The organism is Neglectibacter caecimuris (assembly GCF_034335015.1).
Classification (GTDB): Bacteria; Bacillota; Clostridia; order Oscillospirales; family Acutalibacteraceae; genus Acutalibacter; species Acutalibacter caecimuris_A.
Window position 1 is genome coordinate 138,345 of the sequence record NZ_JAWXXK010000001.1, and the last position, 24,275, is coordinate 162,619.

The window sequence follows — 24,275 nt, forward strand, 5'->3', positions numbered from 1 at the left end:
GAATGAAAAAACTGGCATTATCCGGATTTTCCGATGAGATCTCCCCGGTATTTGACGAGCAGCTTGCCGCTATCCGGGAATTCGGCCTTTCCTACATAGAGCCCCGGGGGATCGATGGCGTCAATGTTTCCGAGCTTTCCCCCGAAAAACTGCGGGAGGTAAAGGAAAAGCTTTCGGCCTTCGGCGTTTCCGTTTCCTCCATCGGCTCGCCCATCGGCAAAATTTCCATAGAGGACAATTTTTCCGCCCACCTGGAAAAGCTGAAGCGCACCCTGGAGATCCAGAAGGAGCTGAACGCCCCTTATCTGCGCATGTTCAGCTTTTACCTTCCCGCCGGGAAGGCCCCGGAGGAATTCCGGGAAAAGGTGTTCGAGCAAATTCACGCCATGATCGAGGAAGCGGCCCGGTGGGATTCCGTGCTGCTCCATGAAAATGAAAAGGGTATTTACGGCGATACCGCCCCCCGCTGCCTGGAACTGCTGCAAGCCTTTTCCGGTTCCCACTTCAAGGCGGTATTTGATTTTGCCAATTTTGTAGAGGTGGGCCAGGACACGCGCGCCGCCTTTGACAGCCTCTTTCCTTACATAGAATATGTTCATATCAAAGATGCTTTGCGCGCGGAGAGAAAAATCGTCCCCGCCGGGCAGGGAAACGGGCAGGTAAAGGCCCTTCTTACCGAGCTTTTGCACAGCGGCTGGCGGGGCTTCCTTTCCCTGGAGCCCCACCTTACCGATTTTACGGGCCTTGCGGCCCTGGAGCAGGAGGCGAAGCAAAGAAACTCCACGCTGGACGGAAAAAGCGCCTGGAAGCTGGCTCTTACCGCCCTGCGGGAGCTTTTATCGGAAATTCCCGAAGCAAAGGAGCTGATGGTATGAAGCGGCTGAAATGCGCCATTGTCGGCTGCGGCGGCATTGCCCAGGTACACGCCGCCGTCCTGCATGAGCAGGACACGGCGGAGCTTCTGGCCTCCTGCGATATTCGCCCGGAGCGGGCGGAGGCCTTGGCAGGCGCCTACGGCGGAGCCGCTTATTCTTCGCTGGAGGAGCTTTTAGAGCGGGAACGCCCGGAGGTGCTTCATATCTGCACCCCTCATGTGCTGCATACCCCCATGGCAAAGCTGGCGGCGGAGCGGGGCATTGCGGTCTTTACGGAAAAGCCCCCCGTGATAAACGAAACCCAGTGGAAGGAATTTCAAGAGCTGGGTGAAAAAACGCGGGTGGGCGTTTGCTTTCAAAACCGTTATAACCCCGGCGTGGGGCTGCTGAAGGAGCTTCTCGCTTCCGGAAAATTGGGGAAGCTCCTGGGCGGCAGGGCCTTTGTCACCTGGCACAGGGACGCTTCCTATTACACGGAAAGCGGCTGGCGGGGCAGCCTGGAAACCGAGGGCGGCGGGGTGCTGATCAACCAGTCTATTCACACGCTGGACCTTTTGGGGCAGTTTTTAGGCCGGGCCGTTTCGGTAGACGCCACGATGACGAACCACCACTTGAAAAACGTCATTGAGGTGGAGGACGCCTTCGAGGCATCTATCGATTTCGGCGGGAGCCCGGCAGTATTTTTCGCCACCACCGCCCACTGTACCGATTCCCCGGTGCTGGTGGAATTGGTCTGCGAAAACGCTACCGTTCGCATGGAGGAGCAGGAGGTCACCCTGCTTTGGAAAAACGGCGGCAGGGAATTCCACCGGCTTCCTGAGCCTCTTTCCCCTATTACCGGAAAAGCCTACTGGGGACAAAGCCACAGCCTGTGCATCGCGGATTTTTACCATGCCGTTTTGGAAGAGACCCCCTTCCGAAACGATATCCCCGGCGTAGCCGATACCGTGGAGCTGATGCTGGCGGCCTACCGCTCCGCCCGGGAGCACAGGGAAGTTTTACTATAAGAGTGTTGCTGAAAAGAAGGAGCTGCCGCAAACTGTGAGTTTTGCGGCAGCCTGTTTCATTTAGATGCTGGATACTAGAAGCTAGACGGTGGTGGCGCCTTCGGCGCAATCAAGGAAGGGCAGGGACTGAGAGATAAATTAGGCGGTTGCACCGCAGGCACTCGTAAAGCTGCTAGGTGCGGGAGGTAAGTTTCCGGCCTGACCGCAGCTAGGCAGATAAATTGGAATTTGCAGCGTACCGCTGCGCCCACTCGTGAAGCTGCTTGGTACAGGAAGTTAATTACTGACCCGACCATTAGCAAGCAGACAAATTGGAATTTGCGGCGTACCGCTTATTTTTCTCCTGTCATTCTGAACGAAGTGAAGAATCTCGCCCTTTTCCCTTCTATTCAGGAAATGAAGGACGAGATTCTTCGTTCCTCAGAATGACAAAAGGGAGCTTTCTGCTAAACTATAATTTATCGAACTATGTCCTTGACCTTCTAACTTCTAATTACTAATTGCTAATTTCTTTAAGCGGATCGCCATGTATTCCTTTCCCGGCAGCGCAACACGGAATTTACCGCTGTGCACGCCGGCGTCGGTGACGGTCATTTCCCAGGTGTCGATGATCTCGGCCTGCCACTTTCCCTCCGGCTTGATAAAATCCCGGAAGGAGGGTCTGCCGAAGCCGTAATAATGGATCTCATAGCCGCCGGCGCCTTCCATCAGGAAGCCGGGGGAATCCGGTACGCCCACTGTTTCGTCAAAGGAGCCCTGGCCCCGGCGCAGCCCATAGCCCGGCGTTTCCTTCAGAATTTGGTGGAGAAAACGGATTCGTGCGGGGCTTTCCCCGTGCAGAGGGCCTCCGTGGCTCCACCAAAGAATATCGTGCTCAGGATCCACAAAGGTTTCTCCGTGCCCGGCATAGCCGCCCCGCATGGCGGCCTCCCAGAACCGGCGGGTCAGCTCTTGCCCGGAAATATTGCCCCAGCCCATATCAAGATTGCCTTCATAGGAAATTTCGTCCCACACAACAGGCTTCCCCCAGCGGGTGCGGTACTCGTCCGTATATTCCACATGGCGGTACAGATCCTGCCGCTGCAGGCTGCAATGGGTGATCCAGGGACGGCTGTGGTCGTAAAAACTGATACAGTTGTGAATGCCCCGCAGGTGGCGGTAAGGATCCAGTTCACAGAGCAGGGCGGCGTAATGCTCCCAATCCTCCAGCGTTTTGGTGCGAAGCAGGTCATATTCGTTGGCAAGGCTCCACCACACGTTCCGGTAAGCGGAGAACCGGGCGATCACATAGCGCCAGTACAGGTCGTCCTGCTCCCTTGTCATTTGGGAGAAGCCCCAGCGGTCATAGGGGTGCATCACGATGAGGTCGGCCTCGATCCCCCGCTCCTGAAGCTCCAGAATACAGCGCTCGATCCGGCGGAAATGCTCCGGGAAAAAGCGGGTAAAGTCCCAGCTGTTTCCGGAAAGATTCGCCTCGTAGGTGAAGGTTTCTTCGCTGAGACCGGAGTTGTCCACCGGCGTGCCCTCATAGGGAAAGGTTTCCGGGTCCCGGAAATTGTGAATGTAGTGCTTTGGGAATACGCAGAAGCGCATTTTGTTGAAATACCCCTTGGAAAGCTCCTCCAGCGTCTGCCGGTGAACCTCCTCCGGCTGGTGGGCCCAGGCATAGCAGGTGGTTCCCACAGAATAATAGGGCGTGGCGTCTTCATAGGCAAAATGGTAGGTGTTCACCACCCGCATGGGACCGTGGTTTCCCTTGGACGCAGGCGTAACAAGAAAGCTTCCCGCTGTTTGAGCCCCCGGGAAATTCCCGCTGGTCTCATAGGTGTATTCCCCCTCAAAGGACGGCATGAAACGAACCTTGTACACTCCTTCTCCATCATAGAAGCCGGAAACCCTTACTTCCTCGTTTTTCCCCCGAAACACGGCGGTAAGCTGCCGTTCTGTAAAAGGATTTCCTTCCTTCGGGCCATGCGCCTCCAGCTCCAGCATGCCCCAGCGCTCCACTGTTTTTTCCATACGAAAGCCTCCACTTCTTTCCGAATTTCAGAGCTTACAGCTCCACAAGCTCATACTTCCGGCTGCCCATGCCAATGCTTTCCGCCACCTCCACGGTATAAACGCCATGGCGGGATTCAATACGCTCCAGCAAATGGGGCTTGCCGGGGTCGTCGCTGGCATAGACCAGATCCAGGCAGGCCTGATCCAGCGCCACCGGATCGAGAGAAGCGAGAATGCCAATATCCCCAATGGCGGGATCCTCCGCCACCGCGCAGCAGTCGCAGTCTACCGACATATTTTTCATCACGTTTACGAAGGCGATTTTCTCGCCGAAATATTCCACAATGGTCTTGGCCGCGTCCGCCATGGATTCCAGGAAGGAATCGTGACTGGCGCTCCACATCTCCTCCGGCTTTCCCGCGCCGTGGATATAGGCCTTACCGTGGGAGGAGGCAAGGCCGATGGAGATATTCTTCAGCGCGCCGCCAAAGCCGCCCATAGGATGGCCCTTAAAATGGGACAGCACCAGCAGAGAATCGTACTGCTTCATGTGGCCGCCCACAAAGTTTTTGTCAATACACCTGCCGCCGTGGACAGGCAGCTCAAAATCGCCTTCCTCGTCCAGAATATCCACCGGGGCGATCTCCGTCCAGCCGTGGAGCTTCATGGTTTCCCAGTGGGCTTCGGTGGTGTTGCGCTTGCCTTCATAGGCGGTATTGCACTCCACAATGGTGCCGTGTACCTTGTCCACCATGGGCTTCATGAAATCGGCGCGGATAAAGTTCTGGTTCCCCACCTCGCCGGAATGCACCTTCACCGCCACCTTGCCGGGCAGTTCTGTCCCCAGCGCGTCATACAGGCGGATCACCGCTTCGGGTGTGATCTCCTTCGTAAAATAAACCTTTGCCATACTGACTCCTCTTTTCCTTTTGTTCCGGCGCTCCGCCGGTTTTTCTGCCATTATTATACAGCTTAAAGCCCACTGTAAGTCAAGAAGAAAATGGGGGAAACGACAAGGTAATGAGGAATTAGGAATGAGCAATGAGGAATTATTTAAGAGCAAGAGTGCGAGCACTGTAAGTAGCACGAGCGTTACTTACAGTGCTCGCTAAATTGGAACTGGGCGGTGAGCGAAAGCCTCCCCTTACTTTGTAAGGGGAGGGGGACCGCCGAACGGCGGTGGAAGGGATAGTCACACGCAGAAAGTGGGATAGAATCGCCAGTTTTGATCCCCTCAGTCACGGCTTCGCCGTGACAGCTCCCCTTACTCGCGCAAGTGGAGCCTAAGGACGCTAAACTATAGCCGGGCATTGGTTACAACGCTTGTACCCTTGCCCTTCCTTGCACCGAAGGTGCCACCACCGTCCAGCATCTATTATCCAGCATCTATCATCTAAACCCCCAAGCCCCGGCGGAAGCTTCCGCCGGGGCTTGGGGGTTCAAAAGGAGATTATCTGAATTGCGCTTGCTTGTAAAAAATCGGTCAGGCCCGGCGCAGCTCCACGGCGCCGCTGATGGCATTCATATCGATCTCCGCGTCTCCGTCCCCGTAGGCGCCTTCGCCGGACTTGGCGTTCAGCTCTCCTGTGAGAGGGAAATCGCAATGGAAGGCACCGAATTTTGCGTGGTAATTTACCGTAAATCCATCTTCGGAATCGGGTAAATAAAGGACCGAACGGCCGGAAACAGTGTGAACGTTTGCCTCTTCCGGAAGTCTGTTCAGGGTCACGGAGGCAAGGCCGGACACAGAATCCAGCGAGAGCTCATCGCAATCTCCAAAGGCATTCAGAGAGCCGGTCACAATACGCAGGTTCGCGTCCTCCGCGTGGAAGCCCGTAATCCCCACTTCCCCGGAAACTCCGGAAACATCCAGATCCTCCGCCTGAAGGTCTCTTGCCGTGATCTGCCCGGATACCGCAGAAAGCTTTAGTTCCTCAGCATGGAGCTCGGAAACCTCAATGCGGCCGGAAACCTGGGAAAGGGTGATGTTCTCTGCGGAAAAACCCTGGAGCCGAATATTGCCGGCAATGCTTTTGATCTCCAGCTCCTCCAGCCCGTGGAAGCAATTTTCAGGAAGCTCCACCAGCAGATGTTTGGAATAAGGAACGCTCTGCCGCATCTTTTCTTTTCCCCAGGCAATGGAAAGCTCGCCGTCCTCCAGGGTGACCACCGTTTTTTCCCGCTCCTCCAAAGGCATGCGGGAATATTCCGTGATCCTGATCTCACCGCCCTCTGTGGGGCGCAGCTCCACATTGCCCCGGATCCACTGAATGTTCAGGTTTTCCAGTTCTCCCGCCATCAGGGGATATTCCAGCGGGCTATTTTGCGCCTCCCGAAAATCCTCGTCCTCCTGTTCCCAGTTGGCCCCCAGAATATTCTCTGCCTCCTGCGAATCTGTGGGAAACTGAATTTTCCCCAAGCCCTTCAGCGCCTTTTTCGCTTCCTCCATGGCAAGCCTTGCCGCCTCCGCCGCGCCCTCCTGAAGCTCTTTGCCCAGTCTTCGGAGGTCATGAAATCCTGAAGCGGGCTCTGCCGCCGGGGGAGGCGGTGGAGCAGCCGGCTTCTGAGGCGCCGCCGGGCCGCCGTCCAGCGCCTTCAAAAGCCTGGCCGCGTCCTCTGAGGTGATGATCCCCTGTTCCACCATATCTAAAATTTTTCTCTGTTCGTCATTCATCGTGAAAACACCTCTTCCTTCTTCAAAAATCCGGGCCTCTAGCTCTTTTCGATCCGCATGCTCCCGGAGGTGGTGGAAAGATCGATCCTTGTTTTTCCCATGCCGCAGCGAAGGGAGCCGGATCTCTTTTCCCTGGTTCCGGTCACGGGGAAGTCACAGTCAAAGCCGCCGGAAACCGTGTGGTACTCCGCAGAGAAGCCTTCGGCCGTGTCAGGAAGCAGCAGGGTAACGCTTCCGGAAACACTGCTGCTCTGCAGGGACTCCGGCATTGTGCCAAGGGCCAGACAGGAGCTGCCGGAGGTGGTTTTCGCCTTCACGCTTCCGCCCGCCGTTCCCTCAAACCGGACAGAGCCGGAAACCGAGGAAAGCTTCAGCGTTCCCGCCGCGTCTCCACGCAGCTCGATTTTGCCGGAGGTGGAAGAAATACCGGCGTTGACTGCGGAAAAATCTCCGGTAAGCTTTCCGGAAACGGTGGAAAGCTTCAACTCCTCGGCGGAAAGGGCGCGGGCGTCGATCCTGCCGGAGGTGCTGGAAAGGCCGATCCGCCTTCCCTGCAGGCCAAAGGCTGAAATTTCTCCGGAAACGGTATGGGCGGACAGGCTGTTCGCCATCAGACCATTTAAGGAAATCGAGGCGGATACGACGCCGATGTCCACGGTTTCCAAAGGCGAACCGGTTTTGGGCAGCTCCACCACCAGCCGCTTTGCGACGGATTTGAAAAAGGGCCAGCGGATATGGCTTTTGCTCCAGGCAATGCGCAGGCTTCCGTTCACCATGGAAACCTCCATCTTTTCCCCATCGGACAAAGGCCGTTTGGCATATTCCGCCACCTTGACCTGGTCGCCTTCGCCGTAGAACACCTCCACCGAGCCGCTCACCCACTCCACGTCCAGGGAACGAATGGCGCTTCCCAGCCCCGGATATTCGTGGGGCGTTTCCACCCCCGTCTGTTCCGCCGGGGAGCTCTCAGAGACAAAGGGGATCGAGGAAGCTTGGGGAATGGGCGGTGTTTCAGGGATCTCCGGTATTTCCGGTGCGGGCGGCGCTTCGGGTGCGTCGGCCTCCGCAAAAACTTTTTCCAGCTTCTCTTCCATTCCCTCGGGGTACAGCGTCAGCGAAGGGACCCCGCCGCTTTCCTCCCGCTGCTCCGGCGGCGCATCGGCCTGCTGCTTTTCGGGAAACTCCGTTTCTTCTCCCAGCGCCTCCAGCAGCCGGTAAGCGTCCTCCTGGGAGATGATCCCGGCCTCCAGCATATTCAGTATCTTTTGTTTTCCCTCATTCACAGAACATTCCTCCCTTCCCACACCTTTTCAGGATCTATCTGCCATAAATACAGGCTGTGCTGGCCCAGGCGCCGGATCAGCCGCGGCCTTGCCGAAAAAGACCGTTTTGCTTTCCGCAGAAGCGCCAAAAGCCCCGTAAAACCTTTTTCCAGCATTCCCGTTTCTCTTTGAAACGCCATATCTCCTAAAACATCTCTTTGCAACCGGCAGTTCCCGCAAAAGGGAGGCCGGTACAGAGCCGTATTGACAGCGCGCATGTTATTTTCCTCCCTTCAACTGGTTCAAGGCCTCGATGGCCGTATCCACATCGATCTCCCGGCTGGAAAGCCGGGACAGGATCTCGGCGCGCTCCTCCTGCTCCCGCAGCGCCCGCAGCTCCGGCTTCTCATCAAAGCCCAGGGCGTTCAAAGCGGCGTCCAACATGTTCTTTACCGTGGGGTAGCTGACCCCCAGCGCCTTTTCCACTTCTTTAATGGACCCTCTGCACCGCAGAAAGGTTTCCACAAACTGCAAATGCTTCTCTTCCAGCCGGCAGAAGCGGCAGGGCGAAAAGCTGCCTGTCAGCTCCGTGCCGCAGTTTCCGCACTTCAGGCGGGTCACTGCCATGGTGCCTCCGCATACCGGGCATTGGGAGGGAGCGTGAAACGATTGATTTGCCATAACGATTTCTCCTTTCAAGCGTTTTGGGAAAAGCCTCTTTCTTTTCCGGCTTCCACAGGCGGCCGGGGCAAAGACTTCTCTTCGGCGGCGGGCTTCGGAGGTTTTTCCTGTGTATTTCTCAAAAGCCTGCCTGGGATTTCAAAAAAATCTAATATTTTCTTGCTTTCTGTCCGCATTATAACCCCTTGTATTAACTTTGTCAATAGAAAAATTAACTTTTTTAAGATTTTCGCTTAATTTTTTTAATTTCAGGCTTTCGCGGCATGAAACCTGCCTGTATTTGCCGCCAAATTCACCTCGAGCTCACGGTACGCTCGCCCAAACTGCTAAAATAGAAAGAGAAAATCCGGTATTCAAGCTTGAAGCCCATGGAGGATAAAAGGTATCCTGAAGAAAAAGAAACCACAAAAGGAGCCATACGCTTATGACGAACCGGGAAAGATTTCTCAAGACGCTGAAATGCGAGCCCATCGGCGGCCAGGTACCCACCTTTGAGCTGGTGTTCTTCCTGACCATGGAGGCTTTCGGAAAGGTACACCCGCACCAGCGGAGTTATTCGCAGTGGAAGCAGATGAGCCCCAGAGAACGGGAGCTGCAAATCAAAGACATGGCGGATCTTTATATAGAAACAGCCCGCCGTTACGGCCACAGCGCCATTCTGCTGCACCCGAATCCCTACAATGTGGAAGACACTCAGCGCCTGCTGGAGGCGGTACGCGGGAAAACCGGCCAGGAATATTGCTTGCTCATTGACCGAGACCCCACCTGGGCCATTCCAGACGGAGAAAGCATGATGGAATTCTCCGCCAAAATGTACGAAGCCCCCGAAGAGCTGAATGAGATTTCAGAGCGGCGCATGGAAAGCATGCTGGAATATGCCTACAAGCTGGACAGCTGGGGCCATCTGCTGGACGGCTTCACCCTTTGCTCGGATTACTGCTTTAACACCAATCCTTTTTTCAGCCCGGAAAAATTTGACGAGCTGATTGCTCCCTACCTGAAGGCAGTCCTCTCAGAATACCGGCGGTTGGGGTATTACACCATCAAGCATACGGACGGCAACATTATGCCCCTTGCCCGTAGACTGGCGGACTGCGGCCCCGACGCTATTCACTCTCTGGATCCCCAGGGCGGCGTATCGATCCCGGAGGTGCGAAAGCTGGTGGGAGAGAATATCTGCCTGATCGGCAACGTAAACTGCGGCCTGCTGCAAACCGGCACAGACGAGCAGTGCGATGCCGACGTGATGCGCTCTCTGCGGGAGGGTATGGCAACAGGCAGAGGCTATGTGTTTTCCACCTCCAACTGCGCCTACACCGGCCTGCCCCTGGAACGCTATGAAAGAATGATAGAACTTTGGCGCACTTATGGAAATTATGACCGGCGGCAAAATACGCCCTGACCCGATAAAAATCGCCAGGGCGTGTTCATGCCCCGGAAAAAGCCGAACTGTTTGGAGTATTCGCAGTTCGGTTTTTCAGCGTATTTTTTCCACTTTTTAGGAAAAAATATGGAATATTTGAAAAAGATATCCGGTTTTCAAAAACCCAATATCAAATTTTTGAAATATTTTTGCAGATCGTTCTGTTTACGTCCGTAAAAAAATGAATTACAGTATTTAAAAGAATTCTGTAACGTGTCACCGCAAAAGGGGCCCGTCTGTTCCGCAGTCTTTTCTCTTTTCACAGAACAGGCCCGGCCGCATAAGGAGGAAACGAAAAACTATGGCGTCGGAAAAAACCATAAAAAAGAAAAAGGGCGGGTTGCTGCGCGATATTTCAAAGAATAAGTTTTCCTATTTGATCGCCCTGCCCGCGATCGTATATGTGTTTCTGTTCAGCTATATGGCATACCCCTATATGCTGTTGGCCTTCCAGCGTTACGACTACAGAAACAGCTCTGTTTGGGATATTATTTTTCACGGCGACTGGTGCGGGCTTCAAAACTTTCAGTTCTTCTTTGCTTCGCAAAATGCGTTTCGGGTGACCTTCAACACCATGTTCCTGAACATTCTGTTCATTCTTACCGGAACCTTTATGTCCGTGCTGCTGGCTCTGCTGCTCAATGAGCTGCGTTCCAGGTGGTTCGCGAAAACCACCCAGGCCGTGATGCTGTTTCCCCAGTATATTTCCTGGGTCATGGTCAGCTATATTCTGCTGAGCCTGTTTGCCAATCAATACGGCCTGGTCAATTCCACCCTGCGCTCCTTGGGAATGAAGCCGATCAACTGGTATACAGAGCCAAATGTTTGGCCCGCCATTTTAGTTGTTATGAGGATCTGGAAGGGTGCGGGCATGAACGCCATTATTTTCCTGGCGTCCATCACCAGTATCGATTCCTCGCTGTACGAAGCTGCCGCCATTGACGGGGCCAACCGCTTTCAGATGCTGCGCCGGATCACCCTGCCGCTGATCGCCCCCACGGTGGTCATTATGACACTGCTATCTCTGGGCAAGATCATGTATGGCGATTTCGGTATGATCTATGCTTTGGTGGGAGATAACGGGGTGCTATACCCCACCACGGATATCATTGACACCTATGTGTTCCGGGCGCTGCGGCAGGTGGGCGATATGTCGCAATCCACCGCCATCGGTCTGTTCCAATCAGCCATTGGATTTGTGATGGTATACGGCTCCAACTGGCTGGCCAGGAAATTCTTCCCCGATGGCGCGCTGTATTAAAGGAAGGGGGTAGAAGCTATGACAACGATCAAACGGAAATTTTCTCTGCCGAACTTCTTCATTGGGCTTTTTATTCTGATCTTCGCTCTGTTCTGCCTGCTTCCCATGATCCTCACCTTTATGGTATCCATTACGGACGAATCCACGATTCTGCGAAACGGCTACAGCTTTTTCCCGCAGAAATTTTCCACGGAAGCTTATGAGCTGATGTTCCGGGGAGCAAGTATTCTTCACGGATATCTGATCTCCATTGCAGTCACTGTTGTGGGAACGCTGGGCGCCATTCTCATTACGGGCCTGGCCGCCTACACGCTGGCCAATAAAAATGTAAAATACCGCAATGTGCTGGGTATGTACTTCTTTATTCCCATGGTGTTCGGGGCGGGCATTGTGCCCTGGTATTTGATCTGCAATATGCTGCACCTGCGGGACAACATCTTCGCTCTGATCGTTCCGAACCTGTTATTTAATACTTTTAATCTTTTTTTAGTGAGGAACTTCATGAGCGGGCTGCCGGATTCCCTGCGGGAATCCGCCACCATTGACGGCGCCAACGACGCGGTGATCGCCTTCCGCATTTATTTCCCTCTGACAGTTCCGGCACTGGCTACTGTGGGTTTGTTTTATGGCCTGAACTATTGGAACGACTGGTGGAACGCCATTATGCTGGTAGACGATAAAAATCTTTATCCTATTCAGTATTTTCTGCTGCAGCTGAAATCCCAGGTCACCATGATAAAGGATCTACAGCGAATGACGGGCATAGCCGGCGGAACCACCGCTCCTACGGAGTCATTGAAAATGGCTACGGCCATTGTAACAGTCGGCCCCATTGTGCTGTTGTACCCATTTTTGCAGAAATACTATGTAAAAGGCTTGGTAGTAGGCTCTGTAAAGGGCTGAACTATAAATTCGAGGCAAAACCGTGGTTCAAATTTGCGCCGTCTGGCTAAATCGGCGGTCGCAAATTGCGCGGCGCTGCCTCAATTCAAAAGGAGAAAAGAAACATGAAAAAATCGATCGCTCTTTTGTTGGCATGCATGCTTTTGATCACCGCGTTCGCCGCATGCTCCAACACCCCCGCGGATTCCTCGCAGCCTCAGTCCTCCGCCGCGTCGAAGCCTGCCGAAAGCAAAACAGAAAGCACCAGCGGCAGCGAGCCCGCCGAAACCATGAAGATGACCTATGTAATCCCCGGCGATGCGCCGCCCGAGTATGACCGCGGCATTAAGGCTATCAACGATAAGATGGCTGAAGACGGCGTGGGCGTAGAAGCTGAGTTCAACTATATTTCCTGGGATGTTTGGGATCAGAAGCTGAACATTATGCTTTCCACCGGTGAAAAATTTGACGCCTTCCATGTCATGGACGACCGTGTTTCTCTGGCGAACTATGCTTCCAGAGGCGCTCTGGCCGATATCACCGACGCCATGGAGCAGTACGGCGAGAACATCAAGGCCAATGTGCCCGAGCTGGCTCTGACCAACGGTAAGATCGGCGGCCAGCAGTACGGTATCCCCGCCTTCTGGGTAGAGACCGCCTTGAACGAGCAGGCCACTATTCGGCAGGATATTCTCGACAAGTACAATATCCCCATGCCCACAAACATGGAAGAACTGACCCAGGCTTATATCCAGGTCATGGAGCAGTGGGACGGAGATCAGCTCCCCTATTTCCCCTCTGTTGCCGTCAACGAGCGCCTGCCCTATTTCTTCACCAGCTCTGATGATTTCTGTGTTTACAGCAATGTGATCTACGTCAATCAGGACGGCACCATTGCCAACTATTTTGAAACAGAGGATTTCAAAGAAGCCGCAAAGAACGCCAAAACCTGGTATGACGCCGGCCTGATCAATCCCGATGTTCTTACCTTTACCCAGGATCAGCTCAGCAATCAGCTGAATTCCGGAAACTGGTTTGTTATGAACGGCACTGTGGGCAATGTATCCGGCATTCAGGAAAACATTCCCGACTTTAAGCCCGAAAACATTGCCTGGCTTGATCTGACAAACGGCGCTCAGCAGATCCGCCCCTATGCGGTCAAGAACCAGCAGGCAGTGCCTCTGGCCAGTGAGCACCCGGAAGCCGCTGTGAAATTCTTCAACTGGGTTTACACCGACCAGGCAAACTTTGACCTCTTCATGTACGGCACTGAGGGCGTAGACTACACCCTGGGCGAAAACAGAAGCTACACTCCCATTATCGATGCCACCGCAGGCCAGGCGCTTTATTCCTTCTCCGGCTGGATGGGCGGCAACATCAACTTCGGCTACGTGGATAACAACACCGCTCCCGATGTCAATAAGCACCTGTACACCATTGACGAGACCGCTGTTGACGGCATTGCGGCAGCCTTTGCCTTTGATGCCTCCCCCGTACAGACTCAGCTGGCGGACGTGCAGACTGTGATCTCCTCCACCCTGGTTCCCATGGCCTGGGGTATCACCGACTATGACAGCGGAATCGACGCGGCGCTGGAGATGCTCAAAACAGCCGGTGTGGACGACGTGATCGCGGAATATCAAAAGCAGTTTGAAGAAAGCCAGAAATAATGCTATACTGTAAATAATGGCTTTTTAGGAAAAAGATCAAATTACTGTTCTCAAGGCGGGGAAGCGGACGTATCTTTGGCGGCTGCTTCCCCGCTGGGGCAGTAAAGACAAGGCCGCGCAAGGATCGTGCGCTGGCTGCCTAAATCAAATATTTTTCGTTCAGAAAGGATGGTTTCCTTGTCTATTCAGGAAAGAAAAGCGGAATTTGAACGGCATATTTCCGAAAAGATCTATGAAAGCGTCAAGCTAACCTTTTTAGGGATCGATGGCTTTGACGTGTACAACTGTTCCATTCCCTTCCGCTGGGAGGGGAAGGAATACATTTACGGCCGCGTGGAAAAGCGGGAAGAATGGGCCAGGTCCTGGGTCCGGCTATTTGAAAAAACCGGGAAGGACGAATACACATTGGTGAAGGATCACATGATCTACCAGCTGGAGGATCCCTACATTGCCATGATTGGCGATGAGCTCACCTTCGGCGGCACCCATGTGCGCAAGAGAAGCGGTAAAATTGACACCTATTACGGCTATTTCTACCGTGGAACCGACCTGAATGACCTGTTTTACTTCACCACCGGCCCCAACGAGATGAAGGATATCCGGCTGGTGGATCTGAAGGACGGACGCATCGGCGTGTTCTCCCGTCCAAGAAACGAAGAGATCGAAAAGAAATACGGCTCCGCCTCCATGATCGGCTTTGCGGTGATCCATGACCTGGACGAGCTGACGGATGAGGTGATCTTAAACGCGAAGCCCATCGAAGGCATTTTTGATACCGGAGAGTGGGGCGGCTGCAACCAGGCCTATCTGCTGGAAAACGGGAAGATCGGCGTCATTGGCCACCAGAGCTACGCAGAGGGCGAGGGAGAGGAAAAGCTTGCCGTGTATCTGAACGTTTCCTTTGAATTTGATCCGGAAACCTTCGAGGTCTCAAACCGCAAGGTGATCGGCACCCGGAAATGCTATCCGGAAGGCCCGGCGAAGATCCCCGCTCTTGTAGACTGCACCTTTACCTCCGGCATGGTGGTGCGGGAGGACGGAAAGGCCGACCTTTACGGCGGGCTCAGCGATGTGGGCGAAGGGCGCATTGTGATCGATTATCCCTTTGACGCAAAGGTAAAATAAAACGGAACAAGAGCCTGCCTATGCCGGGGGAATCGCCCCCGCCGGGCAGGTTCGTTTTCCTGTTTCTTAGGGCGTGCACTTATCTTATGGGAACATGCCCTGGTAAAGCTTGCTTCCACCGGAAAAGAAAGTGAGGAAGAGATCGATGCCCAGGTTTTTCAAAAAGCTGCTGTCCTACTCCCCATACCGGAAAACGCTGATCACCTATGCCGTCAGCGTTGTGATCCTTACGGTTCTGATCCTGGTCAGTACTTTTTCTGTTTTTTCCTATTATTTTCAGAAAAATTCCCTGAAAAACTCGGAGCTGGTCTTAGATCAGCTGCTGGAAAATTCCTATGCGATCCAGAATGACGTAGAGCACATTTTTACTCTGGTATACAGCGAATCTGATACCCTCGATTTTGTTACCTCCAACGTGGAAAACAAGCTTACAAATTACCATCTCTATCAAACTCTGGCAGATCTGAAGGCCACCTACACCTATATCCGGGATATTTCCGTCATCAACCTGAATAACCAGGTCTGCATCCAAAGCTATGGTATCAATGTGGCCGGCTCCCACAATTACGATTTTCTGATGGAAATGATGAACTCCGGCAAAACGGTGGCCCCAAGGCAGATCAGCCTGTTTCTGAAGCGGCAGGAATATACCGTGGTCTCCTTTTTGAAATATATCCCTACCAGCAACAGCGCTGTGATCGTAGACATCAACGCAGATCGCTTCAATTATGTCATCAGCTCTGAGGAAGCGGCCCGCAGTGTATTTGTGGTGGACGATGAGGGCCAGGGAATTTCCACCAATACCTCAGAGCTTTTTGAGGACGGTAAAACCTATTCCGAATATTTCGCAGAGATCATCAAAGAGTATTCCGATGGAAAAGACAATTTCGTTTACAGCGATCCCCGCCATCAGATGATGCTGTTTTTCTCCAAGTCCTCCCATATGAACTGGTGGTATATCGACGCGCAAAGCTCTTCCTCGTTTTCCCAGGCATACAAATATGTATTTACCATTTTCACTGTGATCGCCGTTCTGTTTTTAACGCTTTGCATTGTGGTTTCGGTCATTTTCAGTAAAAGAGCGCAGGCGCCTTTAATTGCCCTGGTCAATAAATATCGAAATCCCAAGGACGTTCAGGACAGAACCGAGCGGGACGAGCTTGAAAAAATTGACAGCACCCTTCAGAAAATCGAGCATGAACGCTATCTCAACGACAAATACATTGTTTCACAGTTCTTGAAAAACACCCTGCTGGGAGAGGAAATGCCCTTCTTCGTTTCCAGGGAGAAACTGCGAAAAATGGGAGAATCCTTTTTGGCGGAGTATTATACCGTGCTGCTGCTCAAGCTGGAAAGCCACATCGAATTTTCAGAAAAGCTTTTTGCGGAGGAATACAGCATTCTGCGGTTCATGGTATGCAACATTGCCGATGAGATCTTCGGCGCTCACTATCATTGCAAATCGGTGGACTTGGGCGGACAAAGCGTGGCAGTGCTCCTGATGACGGAGGAGCAGCTGGGAGAAGAGCATATTCTCTGCTATAACCGGCTTCAGGAATTCAGCCGGGACAATCTGGACTTAGAGCTTTACGGCTCTCTGGGCAATACGGTGGCTTCTCAAAAGGAGATCTATCTTTCCTATAAAAACGCGGTGCAGTACATGGAAATGGGACATCTGGTAAAGCGAAACAGCCTGATCGATTCCGCCAGCTCCGTCAACGTCAATTACCGGGAAAAAAATGAAAAGCTGGTGGCTTCCGTGGAAAGCTACACGGAACTGCACTTCGCAAACCCCGATCTTTCCTTGAAAAGCATTGCGCAGACCTTCAATTTATCTCCCACCTATTTGGGAAAGATCTTCAAATCCATCAAAAAGTGCTCCTACTCTGTTTTTCTGACCAATTACCGGCTGGAGCGCTCTAAGACCCTGCTGCTGGAAACCTCTAAGCCCATCAGTGAGATCGCTCTGGAGGTGGGCTTCGCCAATTCCTCGTACTATGCCACCGTATTTAAGGGCGCCTATGGAATGACCCCTTCCGTATATCGGAATAATTTGAAATAAAACGGCGGTTGCACCGCTGGCACTCGTGAAGCTGCTTGATGCGAAAGCTTGGTTTTCAACCCGACCACAGCCAGGCAGATAAATTGGAATTGGGCGGACTAATGACCAGCAGCACCCTTGCCTCCCCTGAATAGGGGAAGACCGCCGATAGGGTGAGCGCGTCCCACTGGGACGCTGATGCGAACCGACCGAACCGGCAGGTGAGACTCGGTGGAGAGGTTCCAGCTCGCTGGCGACCCGCATAAAACCTAATTTTTCTGCCACATTACCACGGAACCCCTCAGCCACGGCTTCGCCGTGACAGCTCCCCTTTCAGGGGAGCCAAGGGTGCTATATATATTCCAATTTATCAGTTTCATTTGGCTTTCGACTGCGGAGCAATTGTCGGGTTCTCAAAATTTCAAAGTTTTTCTCACAACTTTAAAATATCTTTTTCACGGAGCCTGTGCTACACTAACAACAATCCCTTGGAAAGGACAGGATATCACATGGATTACCTGAAAAAAGAAGCTTTTGCACCGGATTTCCGGAACATTGTCAAAACGGCAAACAATCAGTGGGTAGACCGGATCCCCCTCTATGAGCATGGGATCGGCGACGGCATTATGCAAGAAATTGCCGGGATACGGCCCCAGGAAAAAATGTGGCGGGGCAGCCTGAAGGAGCAGGAAGAAGGCTGCCGGGAATTTTGGGAGTTCTGGCGGGGCATGGGCTATGACACCGCCTCCATGGAATTCCAGATCACCGGGATCCTCATTGGCGGAGGAGCCCTGGGCGCCCACAAGGAGGGCTGCATCAAAACCAGGGAGGATTTTGAAAAATATCCCTGGGAAGAGCTGCCCGTTCGCTTTTTCGAGACCTACCGGTCCCTGATGGAGCTGTTTGAAAAAACAAGGCCCCAGGGCATGAAGGCCATCGGCGGCGTGGGAAACGGCATTTTTGAATGTGTACAGGACCTGGTGGGGTATATGGATCTGTGCTATATCAAAGCAGACGACGAGGAACTTTATGAGGATCTTTTCAAAAAAATGGGCGAGATCCATTTTCAGATCTGGAATACCTTCCTGGAAAAATATGCGGACGCCTTTTGCCTGATGCGCTTCGGCGACGACCTGGGCTTTAATTCCTCCACGCTGATCTCCCACGAGGACATTCGCAACCTGGTGCTGCCGGGCTATCGAAGAATTGTGGATCGTGTGCATCAGGCCGGGAAGCCCTTTTTGCTTCACTCCTGCGGCAATTTGTTTGAGATCTTTGACGAGCTCATCACCGCTACCGGCATTGACGCGAAGCACTCCAACGAGGATCAGATCGGCCATTTTTCCCTGTGGGTGGAGCGCTATGGAGATCGGATCGCCAATTTCGGCGGCATCGATACCGATGTGGTCTGCCGGGCCTCGAAGGAAGAGATTCGGGACTATGTGCTGGACTGCCTGGAAAAGGTAAAGGGCCATGGCGGCATTGCCTTCGGCTCCGGCAATTCCATTCCAGACTACGTTTCCGTAGACGGCTATATGACCATGGTGGGCACCGTGCGCACCTGGCGCGGAGAATAGGAGAAAAGCTTTATGAAACAGGAAATGACCTCCCGGGAAAGAATGCGGTGCGCTCTCACCGGAGGAATCCCCGACAGAGTCCCCGCCGCCCCCGATATTTCCACCATGGTGCCCTGTAAGCTGAGCGGACATACCTTTACCGATGTTTTACTGCGGAACAAGCCGCCCCTTTGGAAGGCTTACTTACAGGCGATCCGCCATTTTGGCATGGACGGCTGGTTCACCTATGGCGAACTGGACTTCAAAATGAAAAAGCAGTACACGGAAACCACACGGGAATATCGCGACGGGCAGGGGCTGCTCCATGTGCAGCACTGCTTTGACACGCCCGCCGGGACACTGACCAGAACTTATCGGTATTTTGACGATGACTGCTGCGTGCCCACAGAAAAGCTCATTAAGAATTTCAAAGAGGATTTTCCAAAATTCAAGTACCTGTTCCCCGAGATCACCGGCTATGATGACTCTCTCCTGCGGCAGCAGGAAAAAGAACTGGGCGAGCAAGGGATCATGGCCGTAGGAATTTACCCGCCTGGCATGCACATGTTTTGCGATTTCTTTGATGGCGGCCTGGAAAATGTGATCTATGCCTATTACGATGAGCCGGAGCTCTTTCAGGAGCTCAACGAGCTTTACGCCGCCCACGTGCTGCGGCAGGCGGAAATGATCTTAGACGCGAAGCCGGATTCGATCCTCACCGGCGGCAGCGGCTCCATTACCATGCAGTCTCCGGAGATTTGGGAGGAGCTGGCCCTGCCTACCCTGCGCAAGATCGTCTCCATGGCCTCTCAGGCCGGGGTGATCTCCGGCGTTCATTCCTGCGGAAAGGAGCGCCACCTGGTTCGGGTCATGGCGGAAACCTCAGAATTGAATTATGTAAACCCACTGGAGATCTCTCCCGGAGGCGACTGCGACTTGGCAGAACTCAAAGCCTCCCATGGCTCTCAGATCGCTTTCATGGGAAACCTGCAAACCACAGGCGTTATGCTGATGGGAGATGTGAAAAAAGTGCGGCGGGAAAGCCTCCGGGCTATCCGGGACGCGGGTCAAAACGGCGGCTTTGTGCTTTCCACCGGCGACCAGGTACCAAGGGACACACCGGAAGAAAACATTTTCGAAATGGTGAACGTTGTGCGGGAATTCGGACAATACCCCCTGAACCTGGACAAAATCGAGGAAGAACTGAAGCGCTTGGAAAATTAGGAATTATCAATGAAAGATCAAAAACAGGGTTCGGTAAATTGGGATTTAACGGTTATCCACTCACCTCCCGCCTGTCATCCTGAGCAGAAAGCAAGGAAACCTTGCTTTCTCGGCGAAGGATCTCGTCCTTAACCTTTTACCAAGAATTAAGGGCGAGATTCTTCGCCTGCGGCTCAGAATGACAGTAGAGGGAACTATGTACTAAACTACAATTTGTCATCTTATCTTCCGGTCGGGTCAGAAACCAAACTTCCGCACTAAGCGGGGACACAAGTGGCCGCGGCGCCTCGCCGCAAACTATAATTTAGCGCTCAGTTTGCGGTCGGGCCAGAAACCATTCTTCTGTACCAAGCAGGGACACAGGTGCCAGCGGCACCCACCGCCGAACTATCATTTACCGCACAGCTTCCTCGCCTTTAATTGCTCATTGCTTATTGCTCACTGCTCATTCCTCATTATAAACGAAATTCCCACCGAAAAAGCCGCTCACGGGCCATGAATTTTGGCCCGTGAGCGGCTTTCAAAATGCGAAGCCGCGCTTTTCTTCGGCTTTCCGATATGGAATCCGTTTTGTGTATCAGCCCACCGCTTTATCGTATTCCAGCTTGGAAGCAATGTAGCCCTGCACCTGATCCTTAGGGATCTCCAGGGCCGCGGCCAGCTCGCCAAACAGCAGATCCTCCGCGCGCTTCAGGAATCTTTCGTCCACTGTGCCGAACTTTCGCTTCTGCTCCTGAAACGATTGCTTTTTTGCGTAAATCGACATAGTGAGCTCCACCAGCGACCCACAATCGTGGCTGCGCAGGATCGCTTCATAATGCTCCGTAAGCTCCCGGGAAACCCGACTGTGATACATTTCCACACGCACCTTGGGAATACCCGCGATAAGCCGCTCCGCTTCCTCCCTGGAGATGATGGGGCGAATGAACACCTTATCGGAATCCACCGGCACGGAGATCACACAGTCCTCATATAAAGGGCGCAGGGTATAATAGAGCCGTTTTTCTCCCGTGCTGGGAAAATTCTGCTCCCGAATTTCCTCTACCTTACACACACCTGTGCTGCCGTACAGAACCAGCTCACCTACCTGATACATGAAAATGACCTTTTTCCTTTCCCGCAAAGAGGGCCTAAGAACTTTTTATATATTTCAGTATAACATATCTTTTTTGAAATGTAAGAAAATTTTCCAAAGCGATCTGTTATTTTTTCCTCATATGCCGGGGCTTTACCGCTTTTCTGATATGAAGCAGCCGCGCGATAGTTTCTCCCTTGGGCAGCATGGCCACATCGTCATAGGTAACGGCCCGGCAAAGCACCACACTCACGGCATAGACGATAATGGCAAGTAAAATGGCGGGCAGTACCGCTGCCCGGGAAGGCAGAAAGAAACACATGCCCCAATATGCCGCATAAGAAACCGCACCCATGATGGCGGCGGAAAAAATGAGAGGCAGGGCGGTTTTTATGATGCTGTCCAAATTGGGCTGAGCACGGCGGATCGCAAGGAAATTCAGCACCATGATCAGGCAGTAGGACACTACCGTGCTGATAGCCGAGCCCATTGCGTTTATCTGCGGCATACCGGTAAGCACATAAGAAATGGCAATTTTTACTACACCGCCGATCGCCATATTGATTACCGGCAGAGTGGGCCTGCCAAAGGACTGCAAAATGGCGTTTGTCACATACAGGGTGCTGTTAAAGGCAATGGCCACGCTGAGCATGCTAAGCAGCGGCGCGGTGCCTGCCGCCGCGCTGGGCGAGCCAGCCAAAAGCAACCCGCAAATGGGCTCCGCGAACAAACACATTCCCACCGAAGCGGGAATAGAAATCAGAAGCGTTACCCGCAAAGAAGTAGAGGAAATGCGATCCGAGGTTTCCACGTCCCCGGAGGCCACTGCCCCGGAAAGCACCGGTAAAAGGCTTGTGGAAATGGGGATCACGAACGCGCCGGGCAGGTCGTAAAATTTCCTGGCATGGCCTAAAAGGGCCTGCATATCCTTTGCCTGAAGTTCCGTAAAGCCTGCGGTATACTGAAGCTGATTCATCATCACGCCCCCGTCCACCAGATCCAATAGGCTTAAAAAGCAGGAGCCGATGGTAATGGGAACAGCAAATTTCAACAGGGTAGTCAAAAGCTCCTTCCGGCTGGCAGAGGCAGGGTCTCCCTCCCCTTGTGCCCGATCCTTCCGCTTTTGGTTCAGCGTATAGAAGGCCAGGTAGACCGTGCCAAGAAGGGCACTGACCGAAACGCCCACAATGGCCCCCACAGCAGCCCATTCGCTGGAATCGTACCGCTGAAGGATATACACCGCCAGCCCCACGCCCACAGCCACCTTCGTGATGGCCTCAATGGTTTGGGAAACCGCGGTGGGCACCATGTTGGAGCGCCCCTGGAAATACCCCCGCAGGGCGGACATGACGGAAATGAAAAACACTGTGGGAGAAAGGGCCATTATGGCATACAGAGCGTCCGGATTCCCGTAAAACCGCGCGATTTGCCGGGAACCAAAAAACATGAGAAGGCAGCCTGCGATGCCAATGAAAAAAAACAGCCAAAAGGCCACGGAAAACACGCGATCCGCTTCCTTTTTCCTGCCCTGAGAATAAGCTGTGCCCACCATGCGGGAAACAGCGATGGGAAGCCCGGCGGTGGAGAGCATCAAAAATACGGCAAACACATCATAGGCCGTATAAAAATAGGACATACCCTCCGTATCGATCAGGTTCGCCAAGGGAATGGAGAACAGAAGGCCCAATATTTTTACGATCAGGGTGGAGGCGGTCAAAATTGCCGCCCCTTTCATAAAGCTCTGCTTTTTCTCCTGCGCCATACGCTCTCCCAATGCCGAAAATTTCATCTGTGAATACAATAGAAGCTACAGAAAATACTAATGTAAGTATACCCCAAAGGCGGGCAAAGGTCAACGCCGCCCTTTGCTTTTTCTGAAAATTGCAAAAATCTCCCGAAAGCGGCAAAACACACCGCTTTCGGGAGACCGGCCTATTGCTTTTCTATCGTCTCATATCCATTTTGAAATATCCGTCACAAAGGCATATGGTTCGGCAGACATTTTCAAAAGCGCCGCGGCCAGCAGAGCCCTGGTATCCACCAGATACGCATTGGCGGCCAGCAGCTTTCCCCGGTGGAGATCGGGCTCCTCCAGAATTTCTTCGATCCGCTGGAATTCCGAGCCCCAGCCGAAATCATCGCTGGCCGTGTACCGTTTCCTTTGTCCGTTTACCAGATATTCCGTCTCGCCGCACGCCTGGAGACAGGGCGGCTTTACGATGGTTTCGATGCTGGAAAAAATTCAATGGGCACACAAAACGCCCTTGAGAGCGGCAGAGCTTTCCCCTATTTCAACCGCTTTTCCATTTCCGGGAAATAGGCCTGAAAAGCCGAGGGCAGGCTGAGCTCCTGAGAAAGCTCCCTGGCGTCCGCCCAGTGGAACGCGGGGGCGGGCTCCGCTGTTTCAAAGGCCCAGCCGGTCATGCGCCACTCCACATGGGTGAAGATATGCTTTGCCGCCGGAAGCTGCTCCGGCTTTCCGGCGGGCTTCAGACCCCAATCCTTTAGGACAGCCTCCGCCTCTTTCGCAGAAAGCGTTCCCTGTACTCCCGGCAGCTCCCACAAACCCGCCAAAAGGCCCTTTTCCGGGCGGCGGTTCAGGGCCAGTCTCCCCTTGCAAGTCAAAAGAAACACCGTGCGTTTCTCCGCTTTTCTGGGCTTTTTCGGCGCTTTTACCGGAAGCTCCCCCTGGATTCCGGCCCGGTGAGCCAGGCAGATGGCTTCCAGGGGGCAGTTCCCGCATTTCGGCGCGCCGTTGGGAAGGCAGACCATGGCCCCCAGTTCCATCAGGGATTGATTGAAATCCCCGGCCCTTCCTTTGGGAATGATCCCGGTAATCTCCGTCTCTACCCGCTTTTTCACTTTTGCGTCCAGAATATCCTCCCGGCGGGCCAGCAGGCGGGAAACCATCCGCAGCACGTTGCCGTCCACGGCGGGAACGGGAATGCCGAAGGCAATGGAGGCAATAGCCCCGGCGGTATAGTCTCCCACGCCGGGCAGAGAGCGCAGGGCCTGAAAATCGGCGGGCACCTCCCCGCCGAACCGCTCCATCACCTGCTGGGCGCCCTTTTGCAGATTCCGCACCCGGTTGTAGTAGCCCAGACCTTCCCAAAGCTTCAGGAGCTGCTCCTCCGGAGCCTCCGCCACCGCCTTTACCGTGGGAAGCCGCTCCAAAAACCGCTCATAGTAGGGCTTTACGGCCTCCACCCTGGTCTGCTGCAGCATGATCTCCGACACCCACACCCGGTAAGGAGCGGGGTCCTCCCGCCAGGGCAGCACCCTGGCGCAGCCATCGTACCAGCGCAGTAAAAGAGCCGGTATTTTTTCCAATATTTGTCTTTCTTCCACAGCTTGAGCTTCCACGAAAATCAGCTCCAAATCAGTAAATTGTAGTTTAGCGAACTAGTCGTTAGTCATTAGAGAAGGACGAGTCCCCTTTATTGTCATTCTGAGGAACGCAGAAAGCTATAGCTTTCTTGACGAAGAATCTCGTCTTTCATTCCGGAAAAAGGGCAAAG

At 53.5% G+C, this 24,275-nt stretch carries 20 protein-coding genes; 11 read left to right on the plus strand and 9 right to left on the minus strand.

The features are described 5' to 3' along the window. The first annotated feature begins 2 nt into the window (after window positions 1-2). Window positions 3-875, plus strand: coding sequence for a sugar phosphate isomerase/epimerase family protein (locus U8T64_RS00675; protein WP_322179951.1), 873 nt, complete (start codon window positions 3-5; stop codon window positions 873-875). Continuing rightward, a complete protein-coding gene (locus U8T64_RS00680) occupies window positions 872-1,882 on the plus strand; it encodes a Gfo/Idh/MocA family protein (RefSeq protein ID WP_322179953.1) in 1,011 nt (336 codons plus the stop codon). Before U8T64_RS00675 ends, U8T64_RS00680 begins: the two co-directional genes overlap by 4 nt. A gap of 489 nt (window positions 1,883-2,371) precedes the next feature. Here U8T64_RS00680 and U8T64_RS00685 read toward each other — a convergent pair whose 3' ends face one another. From U8T64_RS00685 to U8T64_RS00710, 6 genes are all read right to left on the minus strand, one after another. Continuing rightward, window positions 2,372-3,901: a DUF5605 domain-containing protein gene (locus tag U8T64_RS00685; RefSeq protein ID WP_322179955.1), complete on the minus strand. Its 1,530-nt coding sequence runs from the start codon at window positions 3,899-3,901 to the stop codon at window positions 2,372-2,374. A gap of 34 nt (window positions 3,902-3,935) precedes the next feature. Beyond that, a complete protein-coding gene (locus tag U8T64_RS00690; protein ID WP_322179957.1) occupies window positions 3,936-4,793 on the minus strand; it encodes a DUF362 domain-containing protein in 858 nt (285 codons plus the stop codon). Between the two features lie 573 nt (window positions 4,794-5,366). Next, window positions 5,367-6,557: a DUF4097 family beta strand repeat-containing protein gene (locus U8T64_RS00695; protein WP_322179959.1), complete on the minus strand. Its 1,191-nt coding sequence runs from the start codon at window positions 6,555-6,557 to the stop codon at window positions 5,367-5,369. A 38-nt stretch (window positions 6,558-6,595) separates the two neighbouring features. Next, complete coding sequence (locus U8T64_RS00700) at window positions 6,596-7,840, minus strand: DUF4097 family beta strand repeat-containing protein (protein ID WP_322179961.1); 1,245 nt, start codon at window positions 7,838-7,840, stop codon at window positions 6,596-6,598. After that, the gene (locus tag U8T64_RS00705) at window positions 7,837-8,097 is read right to left on the minus strand and encodes a hypothetical protein (RefSeq protein ID WP_322179962.1); all 261 of its coding nucleotides are present in this window, start codon (window positions 8,095-8,097) and stop codon (window positions 7,837-7,839) included. The genes U8T64_RS00700 and U8T64_RS00705 overlap by 4 nt, the downstream gene beginning before the upstream one ends. A 1-nt stretch (window position 8,098) precedes the next feature. After that, a complete protein-coding gene (locus U8T64_RS00710; RefSeq protein ID WP_322179964.1) occupies window positions 8,099-8,500 on the minus strand; it encodes a DUF2089 domain-containing protein in 402 nt (133 codons plus the stop codon). Between U8T64_RS00710 and U8T64_RS00715 the strand changes: the two genes are divergently transcribed. From U8T64_RS00715 to U8T64_RS00755, 9 genes are all read left to right on the plus strand, one after another. Beyond that, a complete protein-coding gene (locus tag U8T64_RS00715) occupies window positions 8,480-8,737 on the plus strand; it encodes a hypothetical protein (RefSeq protein WP_322179966.1) in 258 nt (85 codons plus the stop codon). The genes U8T64_RS00710 and U8T64_RS00715 overlap by 21 nt on opposite strands. Window positions 8,738-8,924: 187 nt before the next feature. Next, window positions 8,925-9,902 (plus strand): uroporphyrinogen decarboxylase family protein, encoded by a 978-nt coding sequence (locus U8T64_RS00720; RefSeq protein WP_322179968.1) that lies wholly within the window; start codon window positions 8,925-8,927, stop codon window positions 9,900-9,902. A gap of 322 nt (window positions 9,903-10,224) precedes the next feature. Further along, window positions 10,225-11,184 carry an ABC transporter permease gene (locus tag U8T64_RS00725; protein ID WP_322179970.1) on the plus strand — a complete coding sequence of 320 codons (960 nt, stop codon included), beginning with the start codon at window positions 10,225-10,227 and terminating at the stop codon, window positions 11,182-11,184. Window positions 11,185-11,202: 18 nt separating this feature from the next. Further along, on the plus strand, window positions 11,203-12,087 hold the full coding sequence (locus tag U8T64_RS00730; RefSeq protein ID WP_322179972.1) for a carbohydrate ABC transporter permease: 885 nt from the start codon (window positions 11,203-11,205) through the stop codon (window positions 12,085-12,087). A 104-nt stretch (window positions 12,088-12,191) separates the two neighbouring features. Then, a complete protein-coding gene (locus U8T64_RS00735) occupies window positions 12,192-13,736 on the plus strand; it encodes an extracellular solute-binding protein (RefSeq protein ID WP_322179974.1) in 1,545 nt (514 codons plus the stop codon). 177 nt (window positions 13,737-13,913) lie between these two features. Continuing rightward, entirely contained in the window at window positions 13,914-14,861 is a 948-nt protein-coding gene (locus U8T64_RS00740; RefSeq protein WP_322179976.1) for a DUF1861 family protein, read from the plus strand. Between the two features lie 145 nt (window positions 14,862-15,006). Continuing rightward, entirely contained in the window at window positions 15,007-16,923 is a 1,917-nt protein-coding gene (locus U8T64_RS00745; RefSeq protein ID WP_322179977.1) for a helix-turn-helix domain-containing protein, read from the plus strand. 488 nt (window positions 16,924-17,411) lie between these two features. After that, window positions 17,412-18,479 (plus strand): uroporphyrinogen decarboxylase family protein, encoded by a 1,068-nt coding sequence (locus tag U8T64_RS00750; protein ID WP_322179979.1) that lies wholly within the window; start codon window positions 17,412-17,414, stop codon window positions 18,477-18,479. A gap of 12 nt (window positions 18,480-18,491) precedes the next feature. Next, a complete protein-coding gene (locus U8T64_RS00755; RefSeq protein WP_322179981.1) occupies window positions 18,492-19,682 on the plus strand; it encodes a uroporphyrinogen decarboxylase family protein in 1,191 nt (396 codons plus the stop codon). A gap of 577 nt (window positions 19,683-20,259) precedes the next feature. Here U8T64_RS00755 and U8T64_RS00760 read toward each other — a convergent pair. From U8T64_RS00760 to mutY, 3 genes are all read right to left on the minus strand, one after another. Next, entirely contained in the window at window positions 20,260-20,778 is a 519-nt protein-coding gene (locus tag U8T64_RS00760; protein WP_322179983.1) for a CarD family transcriptional regulator, read from the minus strand. A 106-nt stretch (window positions 20,779-20,884) separates the two neighbouring features. After that, the gene (locus U8T64_RS00765) at window positions 20,885-22,519 is read right to left on the minus strand and encodes a putative polysaccharide biosynthesis protein (protein WP_322179985.1); all 1,635 of its coding nucleotides are present in this window, start codon (window positions 22,517-22,519) and stop codon (window positions 20,885-20,887) included. Between the two features lie 524 nt (window positions 22,520-23,043). Beyond that, window positions 23,044-24,105 carry an A/G-specific adenine glycosylase gene (mutY, locus tag U8T64_RS00770; RefSeq protein ID WP_322179987.1) on the minus strand — a complete coding sequence of 354 codons (1,062 nt, stop codon included), beginning with the start codon at window positions 24,103-24,105 and terminating at the stop codon, window positions 23,044-23,046. Window positions 24,106-24,275 lie beyond the last annotated feature (170 nt).

What these genes read in the sequence shown, in the direction of transcription:
- U8T64_RS00675 (WP_322179951.1), top strand. Translation starts at nt 3, where the DNA reads ATGAAAAAACTGGCATTATCCGGATTTTCCGATGAGATCTCCCCGGTA.
- U8T64_RS00680 (WP_322179953.1), top strand. Translation starts at nt 872, where the DNA reads ATGAAGCGGCTGAAATGCGCCATTGTCGGCTGCGGCGGCATTGCCCAG.
- U8T64_RS00685 (WP_322179955.1), bottom strand. Translation starts at nt 3,901, where the DNA reads ATGGAAAAAACAGTGGAGCGCTGGGGCATGCTGGAGCTGGAGGCGCAT.
- U8T64_RS00690 (WP_322179957.1), bottom strand. Translation starts at nt 4,793, where the DNA reads ATGGCAAAGGTTTATTTTACGAAGGAGATCACACCCGAAGCGGTGATC.
- U8T64_RS00695 (WP_322179959.1), bottom strand. Translation starts at nt 6,557, where the DNA reads ATGAATGACGAACAGAGAAAAATTTTAGATATGGTGGAACAGGGGATC.
- U8T64_RS00705 (WP_322179962.1), bottom strand. Translation starts at nt 8,097, where the DNA reads ATGCGCGCTGTCAATACGGCTCTGTACCGGCCTCCCTTTTGCGGGAAC.
- U8T64_RS00710 (WP_322179964.1), bottom strand. Translation starts at nt 8,500, where the DNA reads ATGGCAAATCAATCGTTTCACGCTCCCTCCCAATGCCCGGTATGCGGA.
- U8T64_RS00720 (WP_322179968.1), top strand. Translation starts at nt 8,925, where the DNA reads ATGACGAACCGGGAAAGATTTCTCAAGACGCTGAAATGCGAGCCCATC.
- U8T64_RS00725 (WP_322179970.1), top strand. Translation starts at nt 10,225, where the DNA reads ATGGCGTCGGAAAAAACCATAAAAAAGAAAAAGGGCGGGTTGCTGCGC.
- U8T64_RS00730 (WP_322179972.1), top strand. Translation starts at nt 11,203, where the DNA reads ATGACAACGATCAAACGGAAATTTTCTCTGCCGAACTTCTTCATTGGG.
- U8T64_RS00735 (WP_322179974.1), top strand. Translation starts at nt 12,192, where the DNA reads ATGAAAAAATCGATCGCTCTTTTGTTGGCATGCATGCTTTTGATCACC.
- U8T64_RS00745 (WP_322179977.1), top strand. Translation starts at nt 15,007, where the DNA reads ATGCCCAGGTTTTTCAAAAAGCTGCTGTCCTACTCCCCATACCGGAAA.
- U8T64_RS00750 (WP_322179979.1), top strand. Translation starts at nt 17,412, where the DNA reads ATGGATTACCTGAAAAAAGAAGCTTTTGCACCGGATTTCCGGAACATT.
- U8T64_RS00755 (WP_322179981.1), top strand. Translation starts at nt 18,492, where the DNA reads ATGAAACAGGAAATGACCTCCCGGGAAAGAATGCGGTGCGCTCTCACC.
- U8T64_RS00760 (WP_322179983.1), bottom strand. Translation starts at nt 20,778, where the DNA reads ATGTATCAGGTAGGTGAGCTGGTTCTGTACGGCAGCACAGGTGTGTGT.
- U8T64_RS00765 (WP_322179985.1), bottom strand. Translation starts at nt 22,519, where the DNA reads ATGGCGCAGGAGAAAAAGCAGAGCTTTATGAAAGGGGCGGCAATTTTG.